Source organism: Shewanella sp. (assembly GCF_048265805.1).
GTDB lineage: Bacteria > Pseudomonadota > Gammaproteobacteria > Enterobacterales > Shewanellaceae > Shewanella.
The window spans coordinates 1-22,450 of the sequence record NZ_JBLXAT010000014.1 but is presented as its reverse complement, the minus strand read 5'-3'; the positions used below and the strand labels follow the sequence as shown (position 1 = coordinate 22,450).

The 22,450-nt window shown below is 49.5% G+C and carries 19 protein-coding genes and 1 pseudogene; 4 read left to right on the top strand and 16 right to left on the bottom strand.

The window, feature by feature from the left end; translation table 11 throughout:
- Window positions 1-16: 16 nt before the first annotated feature.
- From ACN0TT_RS11280 to ACN0TT_RS11245, 8 genes are all read right to left on the bottom strand, one after another.
- Entirely contained in the window at window positions 17-1,138 is a 1,122-nt protein-coding gene (locus tag ACN0TT_RS11280) for a tetratricopeptide repeat protein (protein WP_417762254.1), read from the bottom strand.
- A gap of 168 nt (window positions 1,139-1,306) precedes the next feature.
- Window positions 1,307-1,942, bottom strand: a complete 636-nt coding sequence (gene cobO, locus ACN0TT_RS11275) for a cob(I)yrinic acid a,c-diamide adenosyltransferase (RefSeq protein ID WP_417762253.1) — start codon at window positions 1,940-1,942, stop codon at window positions 1,307-1,309.
- 78 nt (window positions 1,943-2,020) lie between these two features.
- A complete protein-coding gene (gene cobU, locus ACN0TT_RS11270; protein ID WP_417762252.1) occupies window positions 2,021-2,557 on the bottom strand; it encodes a bifunctional adenosylcobinamide kinase/adenosylcobinamide-phosphate guanylyltransferase in 537 nt (178 codons plus the stop codon).
- The gene (locus ACN0TT_RS11265) at window positions 2,554-3,339 is read right to left on the bottom strand and encodes an adenosylcobinamide-GDP ribazoletransferase (protein WP_417762251.1); all 786 of its coding nucleotides are present in this window, start codon (window positions 3,337-3,339) and stop codon (window positions 2,554-2,556) included. Before ACN0TT_RS11265 ends, cobU begins: the two co-directional genes overlap by 4 nt.
- The gene (gene cobT / locus ACN0TT_RS11260) at window positions 3,339-4,406 is read right to left on the bottom strand and encodes a nicotinate-nucleotide--dimethylbenzimidazole phosphoribosyltransferase (RefSeq protein WP_417762250.1); all 1,068 of its coding nucleotides are present in this window, start codon (window positions 4,404-4,406) and stop codon (window positions 3,339-3,341) included. The genes ACN0TT_RS11265 and cobT overlap by 1 nt, the downstream gene beginning before the upstream one ends.
- 26 nt (window positions 4,407-4,432) lie before the next feature.
- Entirely contained in the window at window positions 4,433-5,461 is a 1,029-nt protein-coding gene (locus ACN0TT_RS11255; RefSeq protein ID WP_417762249.1) for a FecCD family ABC transporter permease, read from the bottom strand.
- Entirely contained in the window at window positions 5,448-6,263 is an 816-nt protein-coding gene (locus ACN0TT_RS11250; protein WP_417762248.1) for an ABC transporter ATP-binding protein, read from the bottom strand. The genes ACN0TT_RS11255 and ACN0TT_RS11250 overlap by 14 nt, the downstream gene beginning before the upstream one ends.
- 110 nt (window positions 6,264-6,373) lie before the next feature.
- The gene (locus tag ACN0TT_RS11245) at window positions 6,374-7,036 is read right to left on the bottom strand and encodes a histidine phosphatase family protein (RefSeq protein WP_417762247.1); all 663 of its coding nucleotides are present in this window, start codon (window positions 7,034-7,036) and stop codon (window positions 6,374-6,376) included.
- Window positions 7,037-7,327: 291 nt separating this feature from the next.
- Between ACN0TT_RS11245 and metH the strand changes: the two genes are divergently transcribed.
- Complete coding sequence (metH, locus tag ACN0TT_RS11240; RefSeq protein WP_417762246.1) at window positions 7,328-11,050, top strand: methionine synthase; 3,723 nt, start codon at window positions 7,328-7,330, stop codon at window positions 11,048-11,050.
- A gap of 51 nt (window positions 11,051-11,101) precedes the next feature.
- Here metH and ACN0TT_RS11235 read toward each other — a convergent pair whose 3' ends face one another.
- On the bottom strand, window positions 11,102-11,449 hold the full coding sequence (locus tag ACN0TT_RS11235) for a hypothetical protein (RefSeq protein WP_417762245.1): 348 nt from the start codon (window positions 11,447-11,449) through the stop codon (window positions 11,102-11,104).
- A 579-nt stretch (window positions 11,450-12,028) separates the two neighbouring features.
- Here ACN0TT_RS11235 and ACN0TT_RS11230 point away from each other — a divergent pair.
- Both ACN0TT_RS11230 and rimK read left to right on the top strand, forming a co-directional pair.
- Window positions 12,029-12,385, top strand: a pseudogene (locus ACN0TT_RS11230) (ATP-dependent zinc protease); the annotation flags it as partial.
- 123 nt (window positions 12,386-12,508) lie between these two features.
- Window positions 12,509-13,420 (top strand): 30S ribosomal protein S6--L-glutamate ligase, encoded by a 912-nt coding sequence (gene rimK, locus ACN0TT_RS11225; protein WP_417762314.1) that lies wholly within the window; start codon window positions 12,509-12,511, stop codon window positions 13,418-13,420.
- A 72-nt stretch (window positions 13,421-13,492) separates the two neighbouring features.
- On the opposite strand, the gene ACN0TT_RS11220 is transcribed toward rimK, so the two are convergent.
- Both ACN0TT_RS11220 and ACN0TT_RS11215 read right to left on the bottom strand, forming a co-directional pair.
- Complete coding sequence (locus ACN0TT_RS11220; RefSeq protein WP_417762244.1) at window positions 13,493-13,936, bottom strand: hypothetical protein; 444 nt, start codon at window positions 13,934-13,936, stop codon at window positions 13,493-13,495.
- Window positions 13,937-14,293: 357 nt separating this feature from the next.
- Window positions 14,294-14,860 (bottom strand): TetR/AcrR family transcriptional regulator, encoded by a 567-nt coding sequence (locus ACN0TT_RS11215; protein ID WP_417762243.1) that lies wholly within the window; start codon window positions 14,858-14,860, stop codon window positions 14,294-14,296.
- 110 nt (window positions 14,861-14,970) lie between these two features.
- Between ACN0TT_RS11215 and ACN0TT_RS11210 the strand changes: the two genes are divergently transcribed.
- Window positions 14,971-15,903 (top strand): hypothetical protein, encoded by a 933-nt coding sequence (locus ACN0TT_RS11210; RefSeq protein WP_417762242.1) that lies wholly within the window; start codon window positions 14,971-14,973, stop codon window positions 15,901-15,903.
- 115 nt (window positions 15,904-16,018) lie between these two features.
- On the opposite strand, the gene ACN0TT_RS11205 is transcribed toward ACN0TT_RS11210, so the two are convergent.
- From ACN0TT_RS11205 to ACN0TT_RS11185, 5 genes are all read right to left on the bottom strand, one after another.
- Window positions 16,019-16,819, bottom strand: coding sequence for a DUF1338 domain-containing protein (locus ACN0TT_RS11205; RefSeq protein WP_417762241.1), 801 nt, complete (start codon window positions 16,817-16,819; stop codon window positions 16,019-16,021).
- Between the two features lie 56 nt (window positions 16,820-16,875).
- Window positions 16,876-18,336 carry a succinylglutamate-semialdehyde dehydrogenase gene (gene astD / locus ACN0TT_RS11200; RefSeq protein ID WP_417762240.1) on the bottom strand — a complete coding sequence of 487 codons (1,461 nt, stop codon included), beginning with the start codon at window positions 18,334-18,336 and terminating at the stop codon, window positions 16,876-16,878.
- A gap of 8 nt (window positions 18,337-18,344) precedes the next feature.
- Window positions 18,345-19,373, bottom strand: a complete 1,029-nt coding sequence (gene astA / locus ACN0TT_RS11195; protein WP_417762239.1) for an arginine N-succinyltransferase — start codon at window positions 19,371-19,373, stop codon at window positions 18,345-18,347.
- 98 nt (window positions 19,374-19,471) lie between these two features.
- Window positions 19,472-20,689: an aspartate aminotransferase family protein gene (locus ACN0TT_RS11190; RefSeq protein ID WP_417762238.1), complete on the bottom strand. Its 1,218-nt coding sequence runs from the start codon at window positions 20,687-20,689 to the stop codon at window positions 19,472-19,474.
- A gap of 395 nt (window positions 20,690-21,084) precedes the next feature.
- Window positions 21,085-22,221, bottom strand: coding sequence for an HDOD domain-containing protein (locus tag ACN0TT_RS11185; protein ID WP_417762237.1), 1,137 nt, complete (start codon window positions 22,219-22,221; stop codon window positions 21,085-21,087).
- Between the last annotated feature and the right edge of the window lie 229 nt (window positions 22,222-22,450).

Sequence of the window (22,450 nt, the reverse complement as noted above, 5' to 3'; positions counted from 1 at the left end):
TTTTTATTCAAACTCACTACCAACCGAAAAAGCTGCCCAGCCCTTGCGCTTTGATACTGTCCATATCGAGTTTTGCCTGCACATCACCTAAATCCGCCGCATATTTGGGGTAACCCGCATCACGCGCAATAGCAAATGCCTGCATCGCCATATCACGGTCATCATGTTGCAAATTAAGTAAACCATAGGCAAACGCCGCTTTAGGATGCCCCTGCTGTGCTGCATTGTAAAAACAGGTGGCAATGGTACCAATATAGTCATTATCAAGGATAAAACCGTCAGTCAGCTGCGCTTGTAGCTGCGGCCATAACGCTGGTTGCTGTTGCAATAACACACCCAGCTTGTACAACGCATCCGCCTGCCCAGAGCGATATAACAACAACGCCGCTTTGAGCGGGTCGACTGGGCGACCATCACCTTGCAGATAGATATCAGCTAGCCACTGTTGTGCTTCGGCAATGCCCAAATCTGCGGCTTGCTCCACCCAATAATGATACCGCTCAGCATTGGCCGGCCCACAACTGCCCTGACGGAACAAACTCGCAAGAATCAGTGGTGCTCGCTGATTTCCAGCCGCCGCCGCTTGCTCAAAATAGGACTGCCCCAACTCATAATTCAATAGCTCGCTGTCAGTACAATAGCGCTGTCCCAACTGCAACATTGCTTGAGTATCTTGCTGTTTGGCCGCCCGTGCTAAATAGTCGATGCCCCGAATTTTGTCGGCTTTGTTATTGTGTTTAAACAGAATATCCGCCAATTCAGTTTGTGCTTTTAGCAGGCCAGCAATAGCGGCATCTTCTAAGTGATCGGTCGCCATCGCAACGTTCGCTTCCCAACCTAAGCCGGAGATATCGGGATACACATAGTAGAGGTGTGCCAATTGGTAATGGGCTTCTTGCTCGCCATTTTTAGCGGCACGAACAAACCATTTTTCCGCTAACTTGACTGAAAACTGCGGGCTATCTTTGTTGTAGTACTGTTGTGCCAACGCCAATTGCTTGTTGGCTGTTAGCACGTAAAAATCTTGCCACTGCAGTTGCTGCAGGCGATTGCCAGCGGGCTGCATGAGCAATAACCCTGTAGCCACAAATAACAGTAACAGCATTAGCGCAAACACACCCAGTGCCCAGCGTTTCATTGTAGACCTTAGCAAATGTACGACATTTAAGTTGTCGCCGATCATACGGGCGAAAAACGGGGGGAGAAACGAAAAATTACGGCTTTAAATCATAGATGTGAAACAAATCGAATTTAGCGAAAATCTGCGTTAAGCAGCTAAATTTTCGCTAAAAACTGAAAGAGAATCTCAATAATCAAAGCCAGGTTGTGCTTTGATGCCATGGTCAAAGGCATGTTTAACGTTGGCGATCTCGCTGACAGTATCCGCCAACTCAATCAATTGGCGATGACAATTACGGCCAGTAATAATCACATGCTGCATTGCTGGACGTTGCTGTAATGCGGTTAGCACTCGCTCTAGGTCGAGGTAGTGAAAGCTCACCATATAGGTCAGCTCATCCAGCAACAGCACATCAATAGATTCATCCTGTAGCCAACGTTCCGCCACCTGCCAAGCTTTTTCCGCCGCAGCGGTATCTTTAGCACGGTCTTGGGTATCCCAGGTAAATCCCGTGCCCATCACTTCAAATTGCACACCGGCGTTTTCTAGCAGTTTACGCTCACCGCACTCCCAAGTGCCTTTAATAAACTGCACCACAGCGGCATTTTTACCATGGCCGACGGCACGCGCAACGGTCCCAAAACCGGCGGTAGATTTACCTTTGCCATTACCAGTGAGTACTAGCAAAATGCCTTTTTCATCGCTGGCAGCGGCCACGCGAGCATCAACGACTTGTTTGAGTTTTTGCTGGCGTGCTTTATGACGCTCGGCTTTTTGTTGTTCGTTGGCGGGCTGGGGTTGTGGAGTCAGTTCGTCAGTCACAATCAAATCTCATCGCAATAAGTGAATAGGTTGAGTGCGGAGGCACTTCGGCATACACAATAGCAAATTTATGCGGCTTCAGCCCTTAAGATTCAACGGCAGCCCAGCAACCACCAATGTCACCTTATCGGCCATCGCCGCTAGCTGCTGATTTAGCCAGCCCGCTTCATCCACAAAGCGACGACTCAGCTCACCCAGCGGGACAATACCGGAACCCACCTCATTACTGACTAACACTAAATCGCCTTCAAATTGCTGCACCACCTGACATAACGTTTGGCGACATTCAGCCATATTCGCGGTGGCCAGCAGGTGGTTAGTAAGCCATAAGGTGAGACAGTCCACCAACACCACGTGATGGCGGCCAGAGAGGACTGTCAAGGTATCGGCTAATGCGAGTGGCGATTCAATCAATTGCCACTCAATGGCACTGCTATCGCGTTGCTGCCGATGATGGACGATCCGTTGATGCATCTCCTCATCTTCTGCGGTCGCCGTGGCAATGTAGACAGCTGGCAGTGCGGCAGTGGTACGCTGCTCAAGAAGTGAAGCGACTTGCTGTTCGGCAAAGCGGCTTTTACCACTGCGGGCACCGCCGATCACCAATTGGATCATGCGCCGTTAGTCCGCCCGACCAACAGCAACATATAGATCGCCAGTTCACTGGTCTGTTGGGCTGCCCCTAACGTGTCACCGGTATAACCACCGATTTGACGACGGAAGCAGAAGCACAGCAAGGTGCGAATGATAAACCCAGCGATAACAAAGGTCAGCATGGCGGTAGGCGAAATCACCACAACTAATAACATGCCGGAGATGATCAATATCAGCAGATCGTGAAACGTTTGTTGATTCGCCAACGGCTTACTTTTACCTTCATCCCGCACGTAGGTTTCGGTGTAGATCAGGCTTGCGGCAATGACGCGGCTCAAGGTATGCGCCAACACTAGCGCCCCCAGCGCTGACACCGGATCATACAAAGCTAACTCGGTGAGCAAGGAGAATTTAAGCAGCAGCACCAACACCAACGCGATAGCGCCATAGCTGCCTAAACGGCTGTCTTTCATGATGCTGAGTTTGTCAGCCACCGTCCAACCACCACCAAAACCATCGGCGGTATCAGCCAGCCCATCTTCATGAAAGCCGCCAGTGAGTAACACGCCTGTCAGCATAGCCATCACAATCGCCACTGACATTGGCATCACCAACGACACCAGCCACATGACCAGCGCAGCAATGGCACCCACTAAGGTGCCGACCACACCGAAATAGCGGCTAGCGTGATTGAGGCTGTCACTGTCAACATTGATCTGCGACGGTACGGGAATACGCGTAAAAAACCCGATAGCGATTAGCAATAACCGAAATTGTTCCAGCAAGACAGCCCGTTTGGCCATTAAGCAGCTCCAGAATTAACCACAGGTTCGACGACAGAGGTCACGCCAGCTTCATCAAAACTTGCCATGTCATTATAAAATGCCACAGCAGCTTGCAGCAGCGGCAGTGCTAAAGCTGCGCCGGTACCTTCACCCAAGCGTAAACCTAGGCGTAGCATAGGCCGAGCATTCAAGCGCAGCAATAGGCGTCTATGACCATTTTCACCAGATTCGTGAGAAAAGATCAGATAATCACGCACGGCAGGTGCTAGCTCAACCGCAACCAATGCGGCAACAGAAGCAATAAAGCCGTCCACCAGCACAGGCACACCAAACTCAGCAGCGGCCAAGATAGTGCCAGTCATCTGCACAATCTCAAAACCACCAAGACAAGCCAGAATTTGGATAGGGTTAGTCAGGTGAGAATAATGTTCCAGCAGGGCTTGTTCAACGATGATACGTTTGCGTTTCAGCGTCACAATATCAATGCCAGAGCCTTTACCGGTGCACTCCGCCACTGGAATACCAGTCAACGCGGCCATGACTGCCGCAGCGGACGTGGTGTTACCAATGCCCATTTCGCCAATCGCCAGTAAGTTAGTGCCATTGTTGACATGGCGTTGCACCAGTTCACGCGCAAAGGCAAAACCTTGGTGTACCGCATCAATGCTCATGGCTGCTTCTTTGTGCATGGCTTTAGTGCCGCTGCCAAGGCGTTGATTGATGATACGAGGATCATTAACTTGGTCTTTGATACCACAATCAATCACTTCTAGCGCCATGCTATTTTGGCGACAGAAAACATTGATCGCGGCTCCACCATTAACGAAGTTTTGTACCATTTGTGAGGTGATTTCACTGCCACCCACAGACACACCGTAATCAGCCACACCATGGTCACCAGCAAACACCAACATAGTAGGTTTATTGATAGCCAACTTGTCAGCCGCTTTGGAGAGCTGAATACGACCGAGTTGCAACGCCAGCGTTTCAAGTTCGCCCAACGCGCCTAACGGTTTAGTTTTATGATCAATACGCGAGTGGATCTCACTATCAAGCGTGTGATTCACTGGAGATACTGTGTACATTTCGATTCCATCCTGATTTCATTTATTTATTGTCCGCGCCGTCTTAACACGAACAAGAAAAACACACTGCCGAGCGCAGAAGTAATGACGCCCACCGGCAGTTCCTGCGTAGGTAGTACGCTTCTTGCGAGCACATCTACCCACACCATAAACAAACCGCCTACTAATGCCGTCAGCAAAATCGACTGACGTTGCGGCACGAGTAAACGCACCACATGAGGCACCATTAGCCCCACAAAGCCAATCCCACCACAATGTGCCACCAAAGTAGCGGTGATTAGCGAGCACAACAGCAACATCATTAGCCGCAGTTTCACTACCCTGACCCCCAGAGTGTGAGCGGTCTCATCGCCGCCCTGCATAGCTAACAATTGCCGCTTTTGCCCTATGACTAAGGCAAGTGCCACAGCAACAATTCCCATCGGTAACCACAGTTCTGACCATTTGGCTTGAGCAAAACTGCCCATGGTCCAAAACAACAACGACTGTGCCGCCAATGGGCTAGAAAAATACAACAGCAAACTGGTCAACGCGCCAAACATAAATGACACGGCCACACCGGATAACAACATGCGTTCAACTTGCGTCGTCACTTGTTGTCCCGACAAACTCAACACCAGCACCACCGACAAACATGCGCCTAAAAATGCCCCCGTCGGCAACGACAAGCCGCCCAGTATGCTGGTACCCACCAAGGTCACCACCAGCACCGCACCAAACGATGCACCGGAGCTGATACCAAACAGATAGGGATCCGCTAACGGATTGCGCGTCACACTCTGCAGGACAAAGCCGCTCAGCGCCAGCCCTGCCCCCGCCGTAAATGCTAGCAACACGCGCGGTAAGCGCAGCTCCCAGATGATCCGTTCATTGATGCTGCCCGCTTGCTCGGTACCCATGCTGTGATGCCATAGCAATTGTGCCACATCCGTGACACTCATCTGCGCCGCACCAAAACTGCTCGCCAATAACGGCGTGATGATCAGCAACACCAGCAAGCCAATGAAGCCCAACCAGCGCCTTAGCGATGGCGTTAGGTAATCAAGGCGCGTCATTGGCAGGCACTCCTTGATGCGCAGCGGCGGTATAACCGTAGTAATAATGGATCAACGGTTTGCCGTGCTGCGGGTGCTTAGCCACTTGGCAACACACGCCAAATACTTGCGAAATTCTTGCCTCGGTCAGCACCTCGACGGCCGAACCAGCGGCGACACCACGGCCGTTAGCAATAAGCAGCAATTCGTCGCACAATGCTGACGCTAAATTTAAGTCGTGAATCGAAGCGATAACCGTTATTCCGAGACTACGTACCAGCTCAAGAATTTGAATTTGATAACGGATATCCAGATGGTTCGTCGGCTCATCTAAAATCAACAAAGAGGGTCGCTGCACTATCGCTCGGGCGATTAACGCTCGCTGTTTCTCACCACCAGAAAGGTGACTAAAAGAGGCATCGGCTTTATCCGCCAAACCAACTTGGCATAACGCTGATTGAATAGCGTTATTATCCTCCTTGTTATTGGCTTGGAAAAGGCCTTTATAAGGGGTCAGACCGGTGGCTACAATTTGCTGAACAGTGCTGTTCATTTCGGTGGGAGTGTCCTGCAACACCACTGCCACGGTTTGAGCAAAGGTTTTATGGTCTATGCTTTTGATTTCACAATCATTAAGTAGGATTTTCCCGCTGTCTGGCTGCACATAGCGATAGAGGCAGCGTAACAAACTGGACTTACCAGCTCCATTAGGGCCAATTAAGCCCAGCATTTTGCCCGGTTGCAGCGCGAAAGAGATGTCGTCGAGGATCTGTTTGCCATCAGCATGCCAGCTAAGGTGTTCAGCCCTGAGTACTGGGTTCATGCGCGTCCTCCGCCTTAATTGACCCATTCAAAAACGGCTAAGGCTACCAGTTTTGGCTAAAGAGTCACTGATAAGCAATAAAAATGGCTAATTATTTGATCTGCAATAGCTTAGAAAGTCCAATGCAGGCGGCCGCTGCACTGCCATTCGCCGTCAATTTCACTAGCGAATACGCTGATTTTCATGATGGAACCATAGGGCAGATCAAACGCGGTAAAGAGTCCTGCGGCAGGCAGTTTATCGGGACAGAGTACTTCACTCATCAGCGAGCGGATCACGCCGCCATGGGTGACTAATAAGGCGGTATCTTTATCAGATTTCAGCATTCGTTGGTGCAAGCTGTGCCAGCCCGTCACCACCCGTTGGTGAAACTCGCGCACCGGTTCGCCAGCTGGCGGAGTAATATCCAGTGGATCTTGCCAGAACGCCATCAGCTCATCGCCATGGCAGGCTTCTAACTCGGCAAATGGCAAACCATCCCATTCGCCAAAATTGAGTTCGGCTAACCAAGGCGCGATCTGCAACGGCATTTCAAAAAACTCGCCCATATCATCGGCGATGTATTGGGCAAACTTAGTGCAACGACGCAATGGCGAACTCAGCAAGGTTAACCGCGCACCGTCAATATCATCGGAGATTGAGCGCCAAGCTTCCCACATCTGCTCTAGCCCAGCAGGACTGAGCGGCACATCGGTACGGCCACGCAGCAACTCGCCGCCTTCACAGTGACCATGGCGCATCAGATAAATAGTCAGTTTACGGGTTCGTGTCATCTCGATTCCTAAGCCTAAACTTAAACAAGGCACAACCTCGTCCCCGCGCAGTTGCTACGCTGGGTTATTGATGCCTTTCTTAACGAGTTATAGCTACTAATTTCACCTTGCCGCAGTTCCCACGAATCCGTATCATGGACGTCTATACGTTTATATGTCCAAAACTACCCTATTTTAACGTCTGCAGCCATACTTATGCCGTCACAATTGGCGTATAGCCTATATTGTGATCTGGATCATACAACAATTGCAGACATTTGTGTTCATGGCATAAATAAAAGGTTTTTTACGATGGCAACTTGCAAAACTCCGTCATTGCCGCTTCGACAACAGCTCGAAACGGCACTCTCGCAGCGTATTCTGATTATTGATGGCGCCATGGGCACCATGATTCAGGGCTATAAGCTAGAGGAAGCTGACTACCGTGGCGAGCGTTTCCAAGATTGGCACTGTGATGTTAAAGGCAACAATGATTTATTGGTGTTAACTCAACCAGAAATCATCAAAACAATTCATCGCCAGTACCTCGAAGCGGGAGCTGACATTGTCGAAACCAACAGCTTTAACGCTACCACCGTGGCGATGGCTGACTACGACATGCAAGCGTTGGTGACAGAGATTAACTTTGAAGCCGCCCGCCTCGCCCGCGAAGCGGCCGATGAAGTTGCCGCAGCCACCGGCATTCCACGCTATGTGGCAGGGGTGCTTGGTCCGACCAACCGTACCTGCTCTATCAGCCCAGACGTAAATGACCCAGGTTTCCGTAATATTCACTTTGATGAGTTAGTAACGGCTTACACCCAAGCGACTAAAGCGCTGATCGACGGCGGCGCCGATATCATCATGGTAGAAACCATCTTTGATACGCTCAACGCCAAAGCGGCACTGTTCGCCATTGATGCAGTGTTCGAAAAACTGGGCCAGCAACTGCCAGTGATGATCTCCGGCACCATTACCGATGCCTCTGGCCGCACCTTGACTGGTCAAACCACTGAAGCATTCTACAACTCACTGCGCCACATCAAGCCGATCTCCTTTGGTTTGAACTGCGCCTTGGGGCCAAAAGAGCTGCGCCCTTATGTTGAAGAGTTGTCACGCATTAGCGAAACCTTTGTCTCGGCTCACCCAAATGCCGGTTTGCCGAACGAGTTTGGTGGCTACGATGAAACGCCCGCCGAGATGGCCGAGGTTATCGGCCAATGGGCTAAAGAAGGCCTGCTTAACTTCGTCGGTGGCTGCTGTGGTACCACGCCAGCACATATTAAAGCGATCCGCGAGGCGGTGGAGCAATACGCACCGCGCCCGCTGCCGGATATCCCTGTCGCCAGCCGCTTATCCGGTTTGGAACCACTTACTATCGACAGCAACTCGCTGTTTATTAACGTGGGGGAACGCACTAACGTCACCGGTTCGGCACGCTTCCTGCGCCTGATTAAAGAAGGCGATTACGAAACCGCACTCGATGTTGCCCGCGACCAAGTGGAAAACGGTGCGCAGATCATCGATATCAACATGGATGAAGGCATGTTGGACGGTGTGGAAGTAATGACCCGCTTCCTCTATCTCATCGCCTCTGAGCCCGATATCTGCAAAGTGCCGATCATGATCGACTCCTCCAAATGGGAAGTGATTGAAGCCGGCCTCAAATGTATTCAAGGCAAAGGCATTGTGAACTCGATTTCGCTCAAAGAGGGCGAAGCCAAGTTCATTGAACAAGCCACCTTAGTGAAACGCTATGGCGCGGCGGCGATCATCATGGCGTTTGATGAAACAGGCCAAGCGGACACCCAAGCGCGTAAGACGGAGATCTGTACTCGCGCTTATCGCATTTTGGTCGATCAAGTCGGCTTTCCGCCAGAAGACATCATCTTTGACCCGAACATTTTTGCGGTTGCGACCGGTATCGACGAGCACGATAACTACGCGGTCGACTTCATCGAAGCCATTAAAGATATTAAAGCCACCCTGCCGCACGCGATGATTTCTGGCGGGGTATCCAACGTGTCGTTCTCGTTCCGTGGTAACAATCCGGTACGTGAGGCGATCCACGCGGTGTTCCTGTATCACGCCATTAAAGCGGGCATGGATATGGGTATCGTTAACGCCGGTCAGCTAGCGATTTATGATGATATCGACCCAATCCTCAAAGAACGGGTTGAAGCCGTAGTGCTCAACCTGCCCTGTCCGGTGGCTGATTCCAGCAATACCGAACAGTTACTCGAGATTGCCGACAACTATCGCGGTAACGGTGCGGGGGCAGCCAAACCAGAAGAGCAAGAGTGGCGCCACTGGCCAGTGAACAAACGCCTTGAGCACGCGCTAGTGAAAGGTATTACCGAATTTATCGACGAAGACACCGAAGAAGCCCGTCAAGCCGCCACTCGTCCGCTGGATGTGATTGAAGGGCCGTTGATGGACGGCATGAACGTGGTCGGCGATCTGTTTGGTGAAGGTAAGATGTTCCTGCCGCAGGTGGTGAAATCCGCTCGCGTGATGAAAAAAGCCGTGGCCTACCTCAACCCATTTATTGAAGCGGAAAAAGTCCAAGGCCAAAGCAACGGTAAAGTGCTGATGGTGACCGTTAAAGGCGACGTGCACGATATCGGCAAAAACATCGTTGGCGTGGTGCTGGCGTGTAACGGCTATGAGGTGATCGATCTGGGCGTGATGGTGCCCGTCGAGAAGATCGTCGACGTCGCGAAAAAGGAAAATGTCGACATCATCGGTATGTCAGGGCTCATTACTCCAAGCCTTGATGAGATGGTGCACAACGTCAAAACTTTTGAGCGCGAAGGCCTGACCATTCCGGCGATTATCGGCGGCGCGACTTGCTCGAAGATCCACACCGCAGTGAAGATCGCCCCGCACTATCCGCACGGTGCAATCTACATCGCTGATGCCTCACGCGCGGTACCGATGGTGAGCAAGCTGATTAACGATGACACTCGCCAAGCGACTATCGATGCGACCTACGAAGAATACGCTGTGATGCGCGAGAAACGCCTATCACAGACCAAACGCAAGCAACTGGCCAGCATTGAAGCGGCGCGTGAAAACCGTGTCACCCACGATTGGGCCGCTAATCCGCCGATCAAACCTAAGCAACTCGGCATTCAAGTGTTTGATGATTACCCGCTGACTGATTTGGTGGAGCGCATCGACTGGACACCGTTCTTCCGTGCTTGGGAACTGCATGGTCATTTCCCAGAGATTTTAGAAGATAAGATCGTCGGTGAAGAAGCACAAAAAGTGTATGCCGATGGCAAAGCGATGCTCACCAAAATCATCGAAGAAAAGTGGCTCACGGCCAAGGCGGTGATTGGCTTGTTCCCTGCCAACAGCGTTAACTTTGACGATATTGAGCTGTACACCGACGAAAGCCGTAGCGACGTATTGATGACCACCCACCATCTGCGGATGCAGATTGAACGGGTTGGCAACCATAACTTCTGCCTGTCAGACTTTGTCGCACCCAAAGAAACCGGTATCGCCGACTACATGGGCGGCTTTGCAGTCACCGCTGGCCACGGCATTGACGCACATCTTGAACGCTTTGAAGCGGCCCACGATGACTACAGTTCAATTATGCTCAAATGCCTCGCCGACCGTTTGGCCGAAGCTTTTGCTGAGCGCATGCACGAGCGGGTACGTAAAGAGTTTTGGGGATACGCCGCCGATGAGAACTTAGATAACGAAGCGCTCATTCGCGAGAAATACAAAGGCATTCGCCCTGCGCCTGGCTACCCAGCTTGCCCAGATCACACCGAGAAAGGCTTGCTGTGGGACTTGCTCAAACCGAATGAGTGCATCGATCTCAACATTACCGAGAGCTTTGCCATGTACCCAACAGCAGCGGTATCGGGTTGGTACTTTGCCCACCCACAATCACGCTACTTTGGCGTGACTAACATTGGCCGCGATCAGGTCGAAGATTATGCCCGCCGTAAAGGCATGAGCATTGTGGAAACCGAAAAATGGTTAGCGCCAGTATTGGATTACGATCCAGAGCAATAATCATATTTGGTAAAGCACAAAGGCGCCCTATTTGGGCGCGTTTCAGACTGCTCAACGAAAGGTCAGCGCCTGTGACTCGGCAATGACCACCTGTTCATTATCGCCAGAGAGATGGATTAAGTAGAAATGCACCGTAATAGGATGTTTTAGTCTCTGATTATCAAGAATATATTTCAGTGGAAATGGGTAATCAACCACGCCGGATTGAAAGTTGAAAATGGGATAACGATCGTTTGGAAAGCTGCCATCAAAGGTCGTGCCCTCCTCCACGCTATCGAATAAGCAAGCGATGCTATAGAGCTGCCGAGGATGCCAATCTTCATCACTGATATAAAAACGTACCTCGGCATTTATGACACTGCGTGCTATCAAGCGCTGGCAACAGTGTAGCGACTTCAATACGCGTCACCGCTTTCGCCGCAGATGAGGCTGGTTGTGCCCATGTTATCGTTGACCAATAGCCACACACCCAGCAACTGCATAGCAATATTGTTTTGACTAAAATCCTAACCATAAATGCTGCCATCCCTGTCAAATTAAGGTGTTAGCTTAAAAGATCTGCCAACTCAACGTGCTGACAGAACGGGCAGATTGACGAAAGTTGAATAGCCACCGTATGACACCTGCGCTTTGTTGCATCCAGCTTGCTTAGCTGACTAAGCGCCACAGGCCGCGCCTCACTCATCGCGCGTTAAATTTAAGCAAAAATCACATTTGAAAGATCACCCCCCTCGCAGTTATGAGGTAATTATCTTGCCCGTAAAGTCGCATATTGAAAGCGAAAGTAATCGGTTTTCTCGCACCTAAGCCACCTTTTGTGTCGAATAGATTAAATTTTGGAGTCGGCACACTAAAATTGCTTTGCCAATGTCCGCTTTTCGGCTATAAAGCACGCCAATTTACAGGCGTCATAGTGGTACGACGTCCCGTTGAGTTTTTCAGGCATTCTGGCCTTATTTTTCTGAGCACAATCCCAACATGAAACACATTAATGAGCCGAAGATTGTTATCGGCAGCGATGAGTGGTGCGCGTTCCCCACGTTGAATATTCCCGCCATTAAAGCGCGCGTAGACTCAGGGGCAAAAACGTCATCACTGCATGCCATCAATATTCAGCCTTTTTCACGTAACGGTGAGCCTTGGGTAACGTTTGAAGTTCATCCACTGCAAGATAACCGTAAAGTGATGGTGCACTGCGAAGCACAAGTGATCGACCAACGCATTATCAAAAGCTCTAGCGGCGACCGTGAGAAACGTTTAGTGATCCGCGTGCCACTAGTGCTGGGTGAACAATCATGGGATGTGGAAGTTACCCTAACCAACCGCGATAGCATGGGCTATCGCATGCTGTTGGGGCGCGAGGCGATGCACGGCCGCACCTTGGTCGACCCTGCGGGTCAATGCCTATTGGGCGAGCGCCCTGCGCCGCAATTAGCGGGGTTGTATCAGTCACCAGAGATCCGCCCAACCGGATTAAAGATCGGCCTGTTAGCCAGCAATCCTAATCTGTATAGCAACCGCCGCATTATTGAAGCAGCAGAAAGCCGTGGGCACGAAATCCAGTTTTTCAACATCAAAAACTGCTACATGAAATTGGATGCGACTAAGCCGGAGATCCACTACCGTGGCGGCTTAGTGCTGAACGATCTGGATGCTGTGATCCCGCGCATTCGTCCAAGCATGACCTTCTATGCTTGTACCCTGCTGCGCCAATTTGAATCACTCGGTATTTACTGTTTGAACAGCTCAGTGGCCATTGCCCAGTCACGCGATAAGTTGCGGGCTCTGCAACTGCTGCTGGATAACGGCCTAGATATTCCCACCACTGGCTTTGCTAACTCACCGCTGGATACCGGCGATTTGATCAACATGGTGGGTGGCGCGCCGCTGATCATCAAATTGCTCGAAGGCACCCAAGGCAAAGGCGTGGTTTTGGCCGAAACCCGCAAAGCGGCAGAAAGCGTTATCAATGCCTTCAAGAGCCTCAATGCCAACATTCTGGTGCAGGAATTTATCAAAGAATCCAGCGGTAAAGATCTGCGCTGCTTTGTGGTTGATGGCAAAGTGGTGGCGTCGATTCAACGCGTTGCTGCGCCAGGCGAATTCCGCGCCAATATCCATCAAGGTGGCCGCGCGGAGCTGATTAAGATCACACCTGAAGAACGCCGTATTGCCATTAAAGCGGCTAAGGCGATGGAACTGAAAGTGGCTGGGGTGGATTTGATCCGCTCCAATAAAGGGCCGTTGCTGCTGGAAGTGAACTCATCACCGGGTTTAGAAGGCATTGAAACCGCGACCAACGCCGATATTGCGTCACGCATGATTATGGCGATTGAGAAACAAGTTGCGCTTAAAAAGCCTACTAACTAAGCGCCATGAGCAGCAAAAGCAGAAATGCCACCGCTAGCTAGGTGGCATTTTTATTGATAGTGTCACACGACATCACTTAGAAATTAGCGGCTTTTGTTCCAGATGCGCCAGCAGTAACACCATAAAGCGAAACAGCGATTTCAGTTTTAGATCATAATCTTGCTGGTCATCGGCCTGCACCAATTTACGCAGCGCATTCATCTTGGCGTAGGCGTTTTTCACCATGTAGACGCTATCTTTGCCGAGATATTTTTTAAACTCGTCAAACTCACCGATCGTCCGGACACTTACTTGGCGCCGATCCAACTCCAGCCCCTGCTCCAACGCCTTATCAAACGCCTGATGTTCCAACCCTGCCACAATCTTATCCGCAGGCACGTTAGCTTGTAGCGCTTCGGCTAAAAACAGTAAGTTACTTTGAATTTCAAACAGTAACGCTTGCTGTTTGTGCTGACGGTTTTGCCAACGGCCAAACTCCTTTTCCACAATGTCGTATAGCTCTTTCCAAATACTCATGGCGTTCCTTGCTACCAGCACACTACCGCACTGGCGTTGATGAGGCGTCACTTAGCCGCCAATCTGCAGGTTATAATGCCATGATATCGTTGCTGAAAGCAGCGTTTGGCTGCAATATTTTCAGTGAAAACAGCGCTTAATTGCTCTCGGTAACGCCAAGACGTTGGGCAAAACTTTGCAGCAACTGCTGTTGTTGCGGCTCCACTTTAGCTAAATAAGCTTGATAAGCTACTCGCGAGCGCTGTACCAACTCCGCCGGTGCAGTGGCCAGTAATCAAACCGACTTGCGTAGCAGGCTACAATCCTCGTACAAAGAGGAGTCAACGCAATGATGTCACTAACATAGTGTTCTTACTGCTAGATCATCGATTTCACTACAGAATAAATGAATTGTTTTAAAGATGAACGGTGAGCTTCTGGATTAGTTAGTATGGATTTGCCAAAAGGATTTGCATCTGTCCATGCTGATGCCATCGTCAAAATCAACGTAAGAATGTACTCTGCTTTGAATTCAGAACGTATAAAACCTCTAGCTTGTCGCTCGCGTATAGCAATAGTTTGCTTTTCAAGACTTAAATCATTCCCCAGAGGCCACGTATGTTCTGCATCGAGCCCATTCCACATGACCAGCTTCATAAGGTGAGGATGCTCCATCGCAGACTCGAATAAGTCTGCAGCGTACTTAGGAAGGTCATCTGCATCAAAGCATACTTTCTTGTATACATCATCTAAATGATATCTAAGCACTGCCTCAAACAGCTTTTCCTTATTTCCAAAATAACTATAAATCAAACTCTTATTAGCTTTAGCTTGCGCCGAAATCCGATCGACACGCCCCCCCGCAATACCAAACATTGAAAACTCATTTGTTGCAGCTTCAAGTATTCGTAATTGCGTTTTCTCTGCTTTGGTTAAGCCTTCCATTAAATACCGGTCCTCAAGATCGCTCTCTGTTGACATCGATTTAAATCATGCCATAATTGCGAAAAACAACCAACTAGTTAGTTTTTTATAAATTTGAAACAGAGGCCGCAATGTACCAGACATCCCTGACTAACAGTAATCATATAGGGCGTTATGTTGCACTGATAACGCTGGGGGCCATTAGCTTATGCCTTATTTCAATCGACGCAGGCGCTCATGATGCCTATTCATCTGTTGTTTTAGACAGTGCATTTAGAACCCCAGCTCCACCCAATGATATCTTCCAGCAAAACCCATCACATGTTTTCAACGCTACTACTGTCATGTTTTTTATAGCAATTTTTTTCATGGTCGTTGCAGCAACAGACAGTTATAAGTACAAGTCAACAGTTCCATTAGCTATGGTCTTAGGGGCTGCATTTTGTGTAGTTCCCGAGGCAATTGATAATTACATCGCTGGTTGCTATTGGTCTCAATCGCATGATCCAGATAAGTTATTATTCTTCTTAATGGGAAGAGAATTCGACTATTACGTTGGTATTATGTGGTGGGCATTTGGCGCAATTTTAGGGTATTTATTGTATGCAGTTCTTCTCAGAAAAGTAACAACAGGTACTTTATGGGTTTGTTTAGCTCTATCAGGCGTAGCTGACATAGTGTTAGAGGAAATTTTACTAGGCTATGGTGGGATCTATACATATTTCGGTCATCAACCACTTGTTCTTATAAAGAATTTTCCGTGGTGGTGGCTTTTTGCTAACGTATCATCTCTATTTCTCAGTGTGGCAATAGCGTACAAATTCCGTTCATGGTTCAATGGATGGAAGAGTATATTTATCTTATTACTAATGCCGTTTTGCTATATTGGTGCATTCACTCTTGCTGGTATGCCAGCAATCTTTGCAATTCAAGGAAATTTCAGTCCCTTAACTACGGAAGCCTTGGGCGTCGCAACGTGTGTAATTTCTGTCGTACAGATTGGTGCGATCATGAAATTAGTTCTTGGATTAAATCCATTTCATCTAAAAGGTTCATGTATCTAAAACTAACTTATATCCAAAGTTAAAGATCTCACAAATGAGGCCAAATACAAAACACTCAGCCTAAAACAAAAAATGCCAATAAAGGCATTTTTTGTTTTATATCATAATATTGAAGCTACCGTCTTGCATTAGTGCTTTCAAAAATCTTATCGGCTGAGGCTTCAACAAAGCCACGATAAAGCGTTCCGTCCGCTTGCGGATACCTCAGGGCAAACTCATAAAAGCAGCTCGGAATAGTATGGCCGCCATCGCTAAACGCCACCGGAATATGATCAGCCATGGTGGAGGATTGCTCCAACATCACCGCAGGCGATCCTTTGATCTCACCGCCAGCATTATTGAGCACAATGCCCGCATGCTTCAAGGTATCGTTGACCGCCACAATAGTGTCATACCCCTCAAGATGATTGATCGACACGGTAAAGTGATTGGCACGATAACCAAAAGCGGCTAACCACGCGGCGTATTCACTTTCTGCCAGCAACTGCTCGTAGGTGCTAAAGTCCAACTGCCAGTGCCGCCCCGAATACAAAAATGCGTCATCAGTGACATCAGCCTCTGTTACTTGTTCGACCAACCCCGCCACCGTCTGCTGTAACCATGGGCTAAACTGCTCCACCAGTAACTCAGAGATAAAGACCTTCGGCTGGGTCGGATCTGGATGCTCATAATGCTTAGCTTTGAGCTTTTTCTGTTTGAACTCATAGTCGCCCGCCGCCCGATAACCCAGCGCTTCAAAATGTGCCGCTAACACAGGCAAACCCACTTTAGGCAGGTTAAACGTCCGCAACGCGATATGATCATTGATGATCTCGCCATCTTTAGCCAACAACTCACGAACTTTAGCGGCAGACGGAGTCATGCGCACATAGTCTTGCCACATTGCGGTGAACAGTGAATCAATATTCTGGTGCATAGCTACTCCTTGAAGATCCACCGCATCGGTACAGCTCAACACCGATGCGCACAAAATTACAGGGTTAACCCTGGGCTTAATTTTTCCGGCAAACTTAAGCTATCTGCCTCCATTGAAGCCACCGGATAAGCACAATAATCAGCGGCATAGAAGGCACTGGGACGATGATTGCCCGAATCACCGATACCACCAAACGGTGCCGAACCAGCAGCGCCGGTGATCTGTTTATTCCAGTTGACAATACCTGCGCGGCTGCGGGCGAGAAAATAGTCGAACTCATCACGGCTGTCAGACAGTAACCCCGCGGATAAACCGTAGCGAGTGTTATTAGCAATGTTAATCGCCTCATCAAAATCGCTATAACGGATCAGTTGTAGCAAGGGGCCAAAGTATTCTTCATCAGGCAACTCAGCCACATTGGTGACATCAATCAAGCCCGGCGAAACCAGCCCGGTACCCTCGGCCAACGAGGTCATAGTCACTAAACTATGACCACCTAACTGTTGCAATTGCGCTTGCGCCTTCAGCATGGCGTTGGCGGCATTACTGGAGATCATCGCGCCCATAAAAGGTTGCGGCTCAGCATTCCACGGCGCCACGCGGATCTGTTTGATCGCGCTCACCAGATCATTGATCAACGCATCGCCCTGCGCGCCTACCGGCACCAATAATCGGCGCGCACAGGTACAGCGTTGACCAGCGGAGATATAAGCTGATTGAATAATTTCATGCACGGCAGCCTTACGGTCTGCCACATCTCGTACAATTAATGGGTTATTGCCGCCCATCTCCAATGCCAAAATCTTACCCGGACGGCCACCAAACTGCTGATGCAACATCTGCCCCGTGCGCGAACTACCAGTGAAAAACAAACCATCGATCCGTGGATGCGCCGCCAAGGCTTTACCGGTGTCGACTTCACCTTGCACGAGGTTGAGCACGCCAGCGGGTAAGCCCGCTTGCTGCCACAGTTTGAGCATCAACTCCGCCACGGCGGGTGTTTGCTCTGACGGTTTAAACACCACACTATTGCCTGCTAGCAACGCTGGCACAATATGACCATTGGGTAGGTGACCAGGAAAATTATATGGGCCAAAGACTGCCACTACGCCATGCGGCTTATGACGTAACACTGCACGAGCAGCTGGTAAATCGCTTTCGCTAGTGCCGGTACGCTGCTGATAAGCCTTGGCTGACAAGGCAATTTTGCCAATCATCGCCGCCGCTTCGGTCGCGGTTTCCCACAAAGGTTTACCGGTTTCTTCAGCAATCAACTGCGCCAGTTGCTCACGGTGCTGTTCAAGCTGCGCTTTATAGGCTTCGACCACTGCCAGACGTTTATCAAAGCCCTGCATAAACCAGTCAAATTGTGCGGCGGCTGCGGCATTGACTGCGCTATCCACCTGCGCTGCCGTTGCGGCATTGCCTTGCCATATTTGCTCGCCATTAGCAGGATTAAACGACGCCATAGCGGCGCCTTCACCTGCTTGCCATGTTCCGTTGATCAGCTGTGTCATAAGAGGTCCTATATTGCGATTACGCGCAGTTGCTCGCCATTTTTAAGTAGTAAAGCCGCTGCCAGTTCGGAAGAGATATTCACGCTGGTACTGTCGTCGGTGATATTGAGTTTAGTTAAGGTGGCGCGGAAATCCGCCAGCCGCGTATTGGCCACAATGAAAGGATTATCGCTGTCGCTCGCTGGCGATGAGGGCACAATGTTGACCGTCAGCAAGCGGCTTTCTTTGACTGAACGGATATCTTCACGGGGGCACTCAACTGTTGGGCCGGCGTCAAAAATATCGATGTAATTGCGCCAGCGAAACCCCTCCGCCTGCAACATACTCAGCGCGGGCCGCGTATTAGTGTGTACTTCACCAATCACCCGCTGCGCGACTTCTGGCAACAAACATACATAAACAGGGCTGCGCGGCATCATCTCAGCCATAAATGCCTTTTGTCCTAGGCCGGAGAGATAATCCGCTTGGGCAAATTCAATGCCTAAAAAATGCTGTTGCAGCCAACCATAAAAAGGAGAATTGCCCTGTTCGTCACTGATGCCACGCATTTCGGCAATCACAGTTTCGCCAAAGCGTTCGGGGAATTGTGCCAACAACATAAAGCGTACCCGAGACAACAACCGACCATTTAAACCTTTACGGTAATTTTGCCGCAGAAATAGCGTACACAGCTCAGCAGAGCCAGTATAGTCGTGGCATAGAGTGAGTGTTTCCACTTCATTACGCACGCCGATTTGGCTGGAGTAATACACCTCAGTTCCGAGTCGATAGTGATAAAACGCATCGGTTTGACCAACAGCCGCTTCGATACCACAGGTGCCCACCACTTCGCCTGTATCACTATCTTCCAGTACCAGCAGATAGCCTTCGTTCGCAGGATGGCTCACCGCTTTGGCAAAAGACTGCTCAGAGCGGGCAATTCTGGCCGCCAATAACTCATCGTTTACAGGTAGTGAAGTGAATCCATGACCAGACTCAACAGCAATGGTATGGAGCACAGCGTAGTCAGATTGACGAATTGGCCTAATGATTAACATGGTTAAATCTCCCTGAACCCCACGACAACGAGGGGGCGCAGACGCCCCCTATGGGGATCGAAATATACGTAATTCGAACGAGCAAACGTTGAAATACGTTAACCAGCTACCACTTGTGCTACTGCCGCTTCGAAACGTTTCAAACCTTCGGCAATATCTGCTTCAGGGATGATCAGCGATGGTGCAAAACGTACTACGTTTGCGCCTGCCACCAACGTCATTAAGCCATTGTCGATAGCCGCTAACAGGAAGTCGCGGCTACGGCCTTGATATTTTTCATTGAGTACGCCGCCGAGCAACAACCCTTTGCCGCGCACTTGAGAAAACACATGATACTTGTCGTTAATCGCATTCAGGCCATCACGGAACAGCTGTTCGCGCTGTTTCACACCGTTGAGCACTGCTGGCGTATTGACGATATCTAACACCGCATTACCGATAGCGCAGGCCAGTGGGTTACCACCATAGGTTGAACCATGTGTACCGACTTTAAAGTGAGCAGCAATTTCAGTAGTTGTCAGCATGGCAGCCAATGGGAAACCGCCACCGATGGCTTTGGCAGAGGTCAAAATATCTGGCGTCACATCAGTGCCCATGTACGCATACAAGTCGCCGGTACGACCCACGCCAGTTTGCACTTCATCAAAAATCACTAAGGCGTTGTGTTTGTCGGCCAGCTCGCGCACTTTGCTCAAGAACTCAGGTTCTGGGCTGATAATACCGCCCTCACCTTGCAGTGGCTCGATCATGATGGCGCATGTAGCATCAGAGATGGTCGCTTCCAGCGCGGCGATGTCGTTGTAAGGAATATGGGTAATGCCCTGGGGTTTTGGCCCAAAACCATCAGAGTATGTTGCTTGACCACCGACACTCACGGTAAAGAAGGTACGGCCGTGAAACGCTTTATCAAAGGCGATGATCTGCTCTTTGCCTGCACCGTACTTATCAAACGCATAACGACGAGCCAGTTTCAGTGCGGCTTCGTTCGCTTCGGCGCCGGAGTTAGCAAAGAAGACTTTTTCTGCAAATGTCGCGTTAACCAATTTAGTCGCCAACGCTAATGCAGGTTCGTTGGTCATCACATTAGATAGGTGCCACAGTTTTTCGCCTTGTTCTTTTAGCGCTGCCACTAATGCTGGATGACAATGGCCCAATGCGGTGACCGCAATACCACCAGCAAAGTCGATATACTCCACACCTTGTTGATCCCAAACTCGGCTTCCTTGTCCTTTCACAGGGATAACTGGTGATGGTGCATAATTAGGCACCATGACTTTATCAAACTGAGCCCGATCTAAATTCATTTCTACAGTCATTATTGCTAGTCCTTTCTTCGCAGAAGGTGGCTTTATGTGCGCTTCTGTTGCAGTGTTTGTAAAGTGTTTGCACAAAAGAATCTGCATGAGCGCGTTTCGTTTATGTGACATTATTAGCAATATTGTGATCAAAACACCAGATTGCTGCGGAAAGCATCAATCTGTAATGTGCAAAGATTGAATAACAAACTCAATTAGCTCGTTAAAAACTCACTTTGAATCACTTTAGAGGCATAAATAGTCATAAAAAAAATATCGCCACCCGCAGATGGTTAAATATTCACTTTAAGAGAATAATTAAACAGATATTAGCAGCGTATGCTAATCCTGAGAAGATGTGTGAGGCGCAACTATTTGCGGGAATTGAGCCTCATAATGGCAAGCATGCTGTACAGCTAGACAGGTTCTGTTTTCCGGAAATTTTGACCGCTGAGGCGGATCTGCTCCTGCTCGCTTAACTCGTAATAAGTGAACAGCAGTTTTTTATCACTAAAGGTGAGTTGTTGGCTTTCCTCTAACAACAAACATTTAGCATAACAGGCAGATTTATCTAATGTTTTCGCCGCATCCGATAGTGATGTAAACATCATTGATATGGCCCGCTCACGTAACAATTTTACTGGCGCTGAATCGGCAAAGCCTAAGGCCGCCGGCACCTGCCAGCAAAGATTGGCACTATGCTCGGCAATGACTGGCCACAGCTGTTCCAACGGAAACTGGCACACCGACACAGCATCATGCAATTCACCATCATGCTGTGCCATCGCTTCTCGCCGCCAAGTATGGCGAAAACCTTCGTAGATGTTCGCTGCCACGCCAAGTAGTAATGACATGCCCAACTGCTGCATTAACGCAACGCTATACAGCAAAATGCCGTCTTGCTGATGCAACTGAGCCAACGCCCGCGCAGCCACACCTTGCAGTTGCAGGTAGCGCCATACTTTGCGGTTAACCCAAACTAAACTTGGGTTCGCCGATAGCCAATGGCGACAGAGATAATAAGGAATATATAACCTGAGTTGATCGATACCGATATAGTTGAGCACCAGCTTGAGATCGTTAACTTGGATATCGCCCCCTTGCGGCCGTTTCGCCACAAACGCTGGGCTATTCACTATGGTGATTAGATCGCGTTCCAACCACGGAATATCGGCCACCACCGGCCGTAGCCGATTAAGATCAAGCTGCGGTGAGCTAATTAACTCCAGTAACAGGAGTTGCTTCTTAGAGATGGCGCTGTCTTTTAAAAACAGTTCAGGCTTGGCGATATGGTTATCCAACTCGCCGAGTAGGGTTTTCACCAATTGGTTGCGAATACTGTCGATTAACGCTTGAGCTTGCTGCTTTTTCGCTAAGCGTTGCATGGCCGCTTCACGTTCAACTTCCAGTTTGAATACCAGCTCTTCTAGCTCCGTCGCTAACGGCAAACTCCCCTGCTCACGCTGTTGACCAGCAATCAGTTGGCGATAAAAACGCTGTTCAATGTCGAAAACCGAGGTAGGTTTAACCCCACCAGCCACAGAAGCCACCACGCTCAATTCCTATCCAGATAACAAATATTGAAAATCAATTTATATTCTAACTGGTTAGCGTTAATTCAGCGTAGATTTTTCATCAATTTGTTATTCGCTCAGCAGATGTCAAAATCCAGCTATTGCTGAGTCCCTCGCTTTTAGCAGCGCAAAACATCGAGTAGGGTGAGGCGCTAACGCCTCATCCCTCTCACAGAACCGTACGTACGGGCCTCGTATACGGCTCATG

What these genes read in the sequence shown, in the direction of transcription:
- cobT (WP_417762250.1), bottom strand. Translation starts at nt 4,406, where the DNA reads ATGTACACAGTATCTCCAGTGAATCACACGCTTGATAGTGAGATCCAC.
- ACN0TT_RS11245 (WP_417762247.1), bottom strand. Translation starts at nt 7,036, where the DNA reads ATGACACGAACCCGTAAACTGACTATTTATCTGATGCGCCATGGTCAC.
- astA (WP_417762239.1), bottom strand. Translation starts at nt 19,373, where the DNA reads ATGTTAATCATTAGGCCAATTCGTCAATCTGACTACGCTGTGCTCCAT.
- ACN0TT_RS11190 (WP_417762238.1), bottom strand. Translation starts at nt 20,689, where the DNA reads ATGACTGTAGAAATGAATTTAGATCGGGCTCAGTTTGATAAAGTCATG.
- cobU (WP_417762252.1), bottom strand. Translation starts at nt 2,557, where the DNA reads ATGATCCAATTGGTGATCGGCGGTGCCCGCAGTGGTAAAAGCCGCTTT.
- ACN0TT_RS11220 (WP_417762244.1), bottom strand. Translation starts at nt 13,936, where the DNA reads ATGAGTATTTGGAAAGAGCTATACGACATTGTGGAAAAGGAGTTTGGC.
- ACN0TT_RS11280 (WP_417762254.1), bottom strand. Translation starts at nt 1,138, where the DNA reads ATGAAACGCTGGGCACTGGGTGTGTTTGCGCTAATGCTGTTACTGTTA.
- metH (WP_417762246.1), top strand. Translation starts at nt 7,328, where the DNA reads ATGGCAACTTGCAAAACTCCGTCATTGCCGCTTCGACAACAGCTCGAA.
- ACN0TT_RS11265 (WP_417762251.1), bottom strand. Translation starts at nt 3,339, where the DNA reads ATGGCCAAACGGGCTGTCTTGCTGGAACAATTTCGGTTATTGCTAATC.
- ACN0TT_RS11215 (WP_417762243.1), bottom strand. Translation starts at nt 14,860, where the DNA reads ATGGAAGGCTTAACCAAAGCAGAGAAAACGCAATTACGAATACTTGAA.
- astD (WP_417762240.1), bottom strand. Translation starts at nt 18,336, where the DNA reads ATGACACAGCTGATCAACGGAACATGGCAAGCAGGTGAAGGCGCCGCT.
- ACN0TT_RS11205 (WP_417762241.1), bottom strand. Translation starts at nt 16,819, where the DNA reads ATGCACCAGAATATTGATTCACTGTTCACCGCAATGTGGCAAGACTAT.
- ACN0TT_RS11250 (WP_417762248.1), bottom strand. Translation starts at nt 6,263, where the DNA reads ATGAACCCAGTACTCAGGGCTGAACACCTTAGCTGGCATGCTGATGGC.
- ACN0TT_RS11210 (WP_417762242.1), top strand. Translation starts at nt 14,971, where the DNA reads ATGTACCAGACATCCCTGACTAACAGTAATCATATAGGGCGTTATGTT.
- ACN0TT_RS11255 (WP_417762249.1), bottom strand. Translation starts at nt 5,461, where the DNA reads ATGACGCGCCTTGATTACCTAACGCCATCGCTAAGGCGCTGGTTGGGC.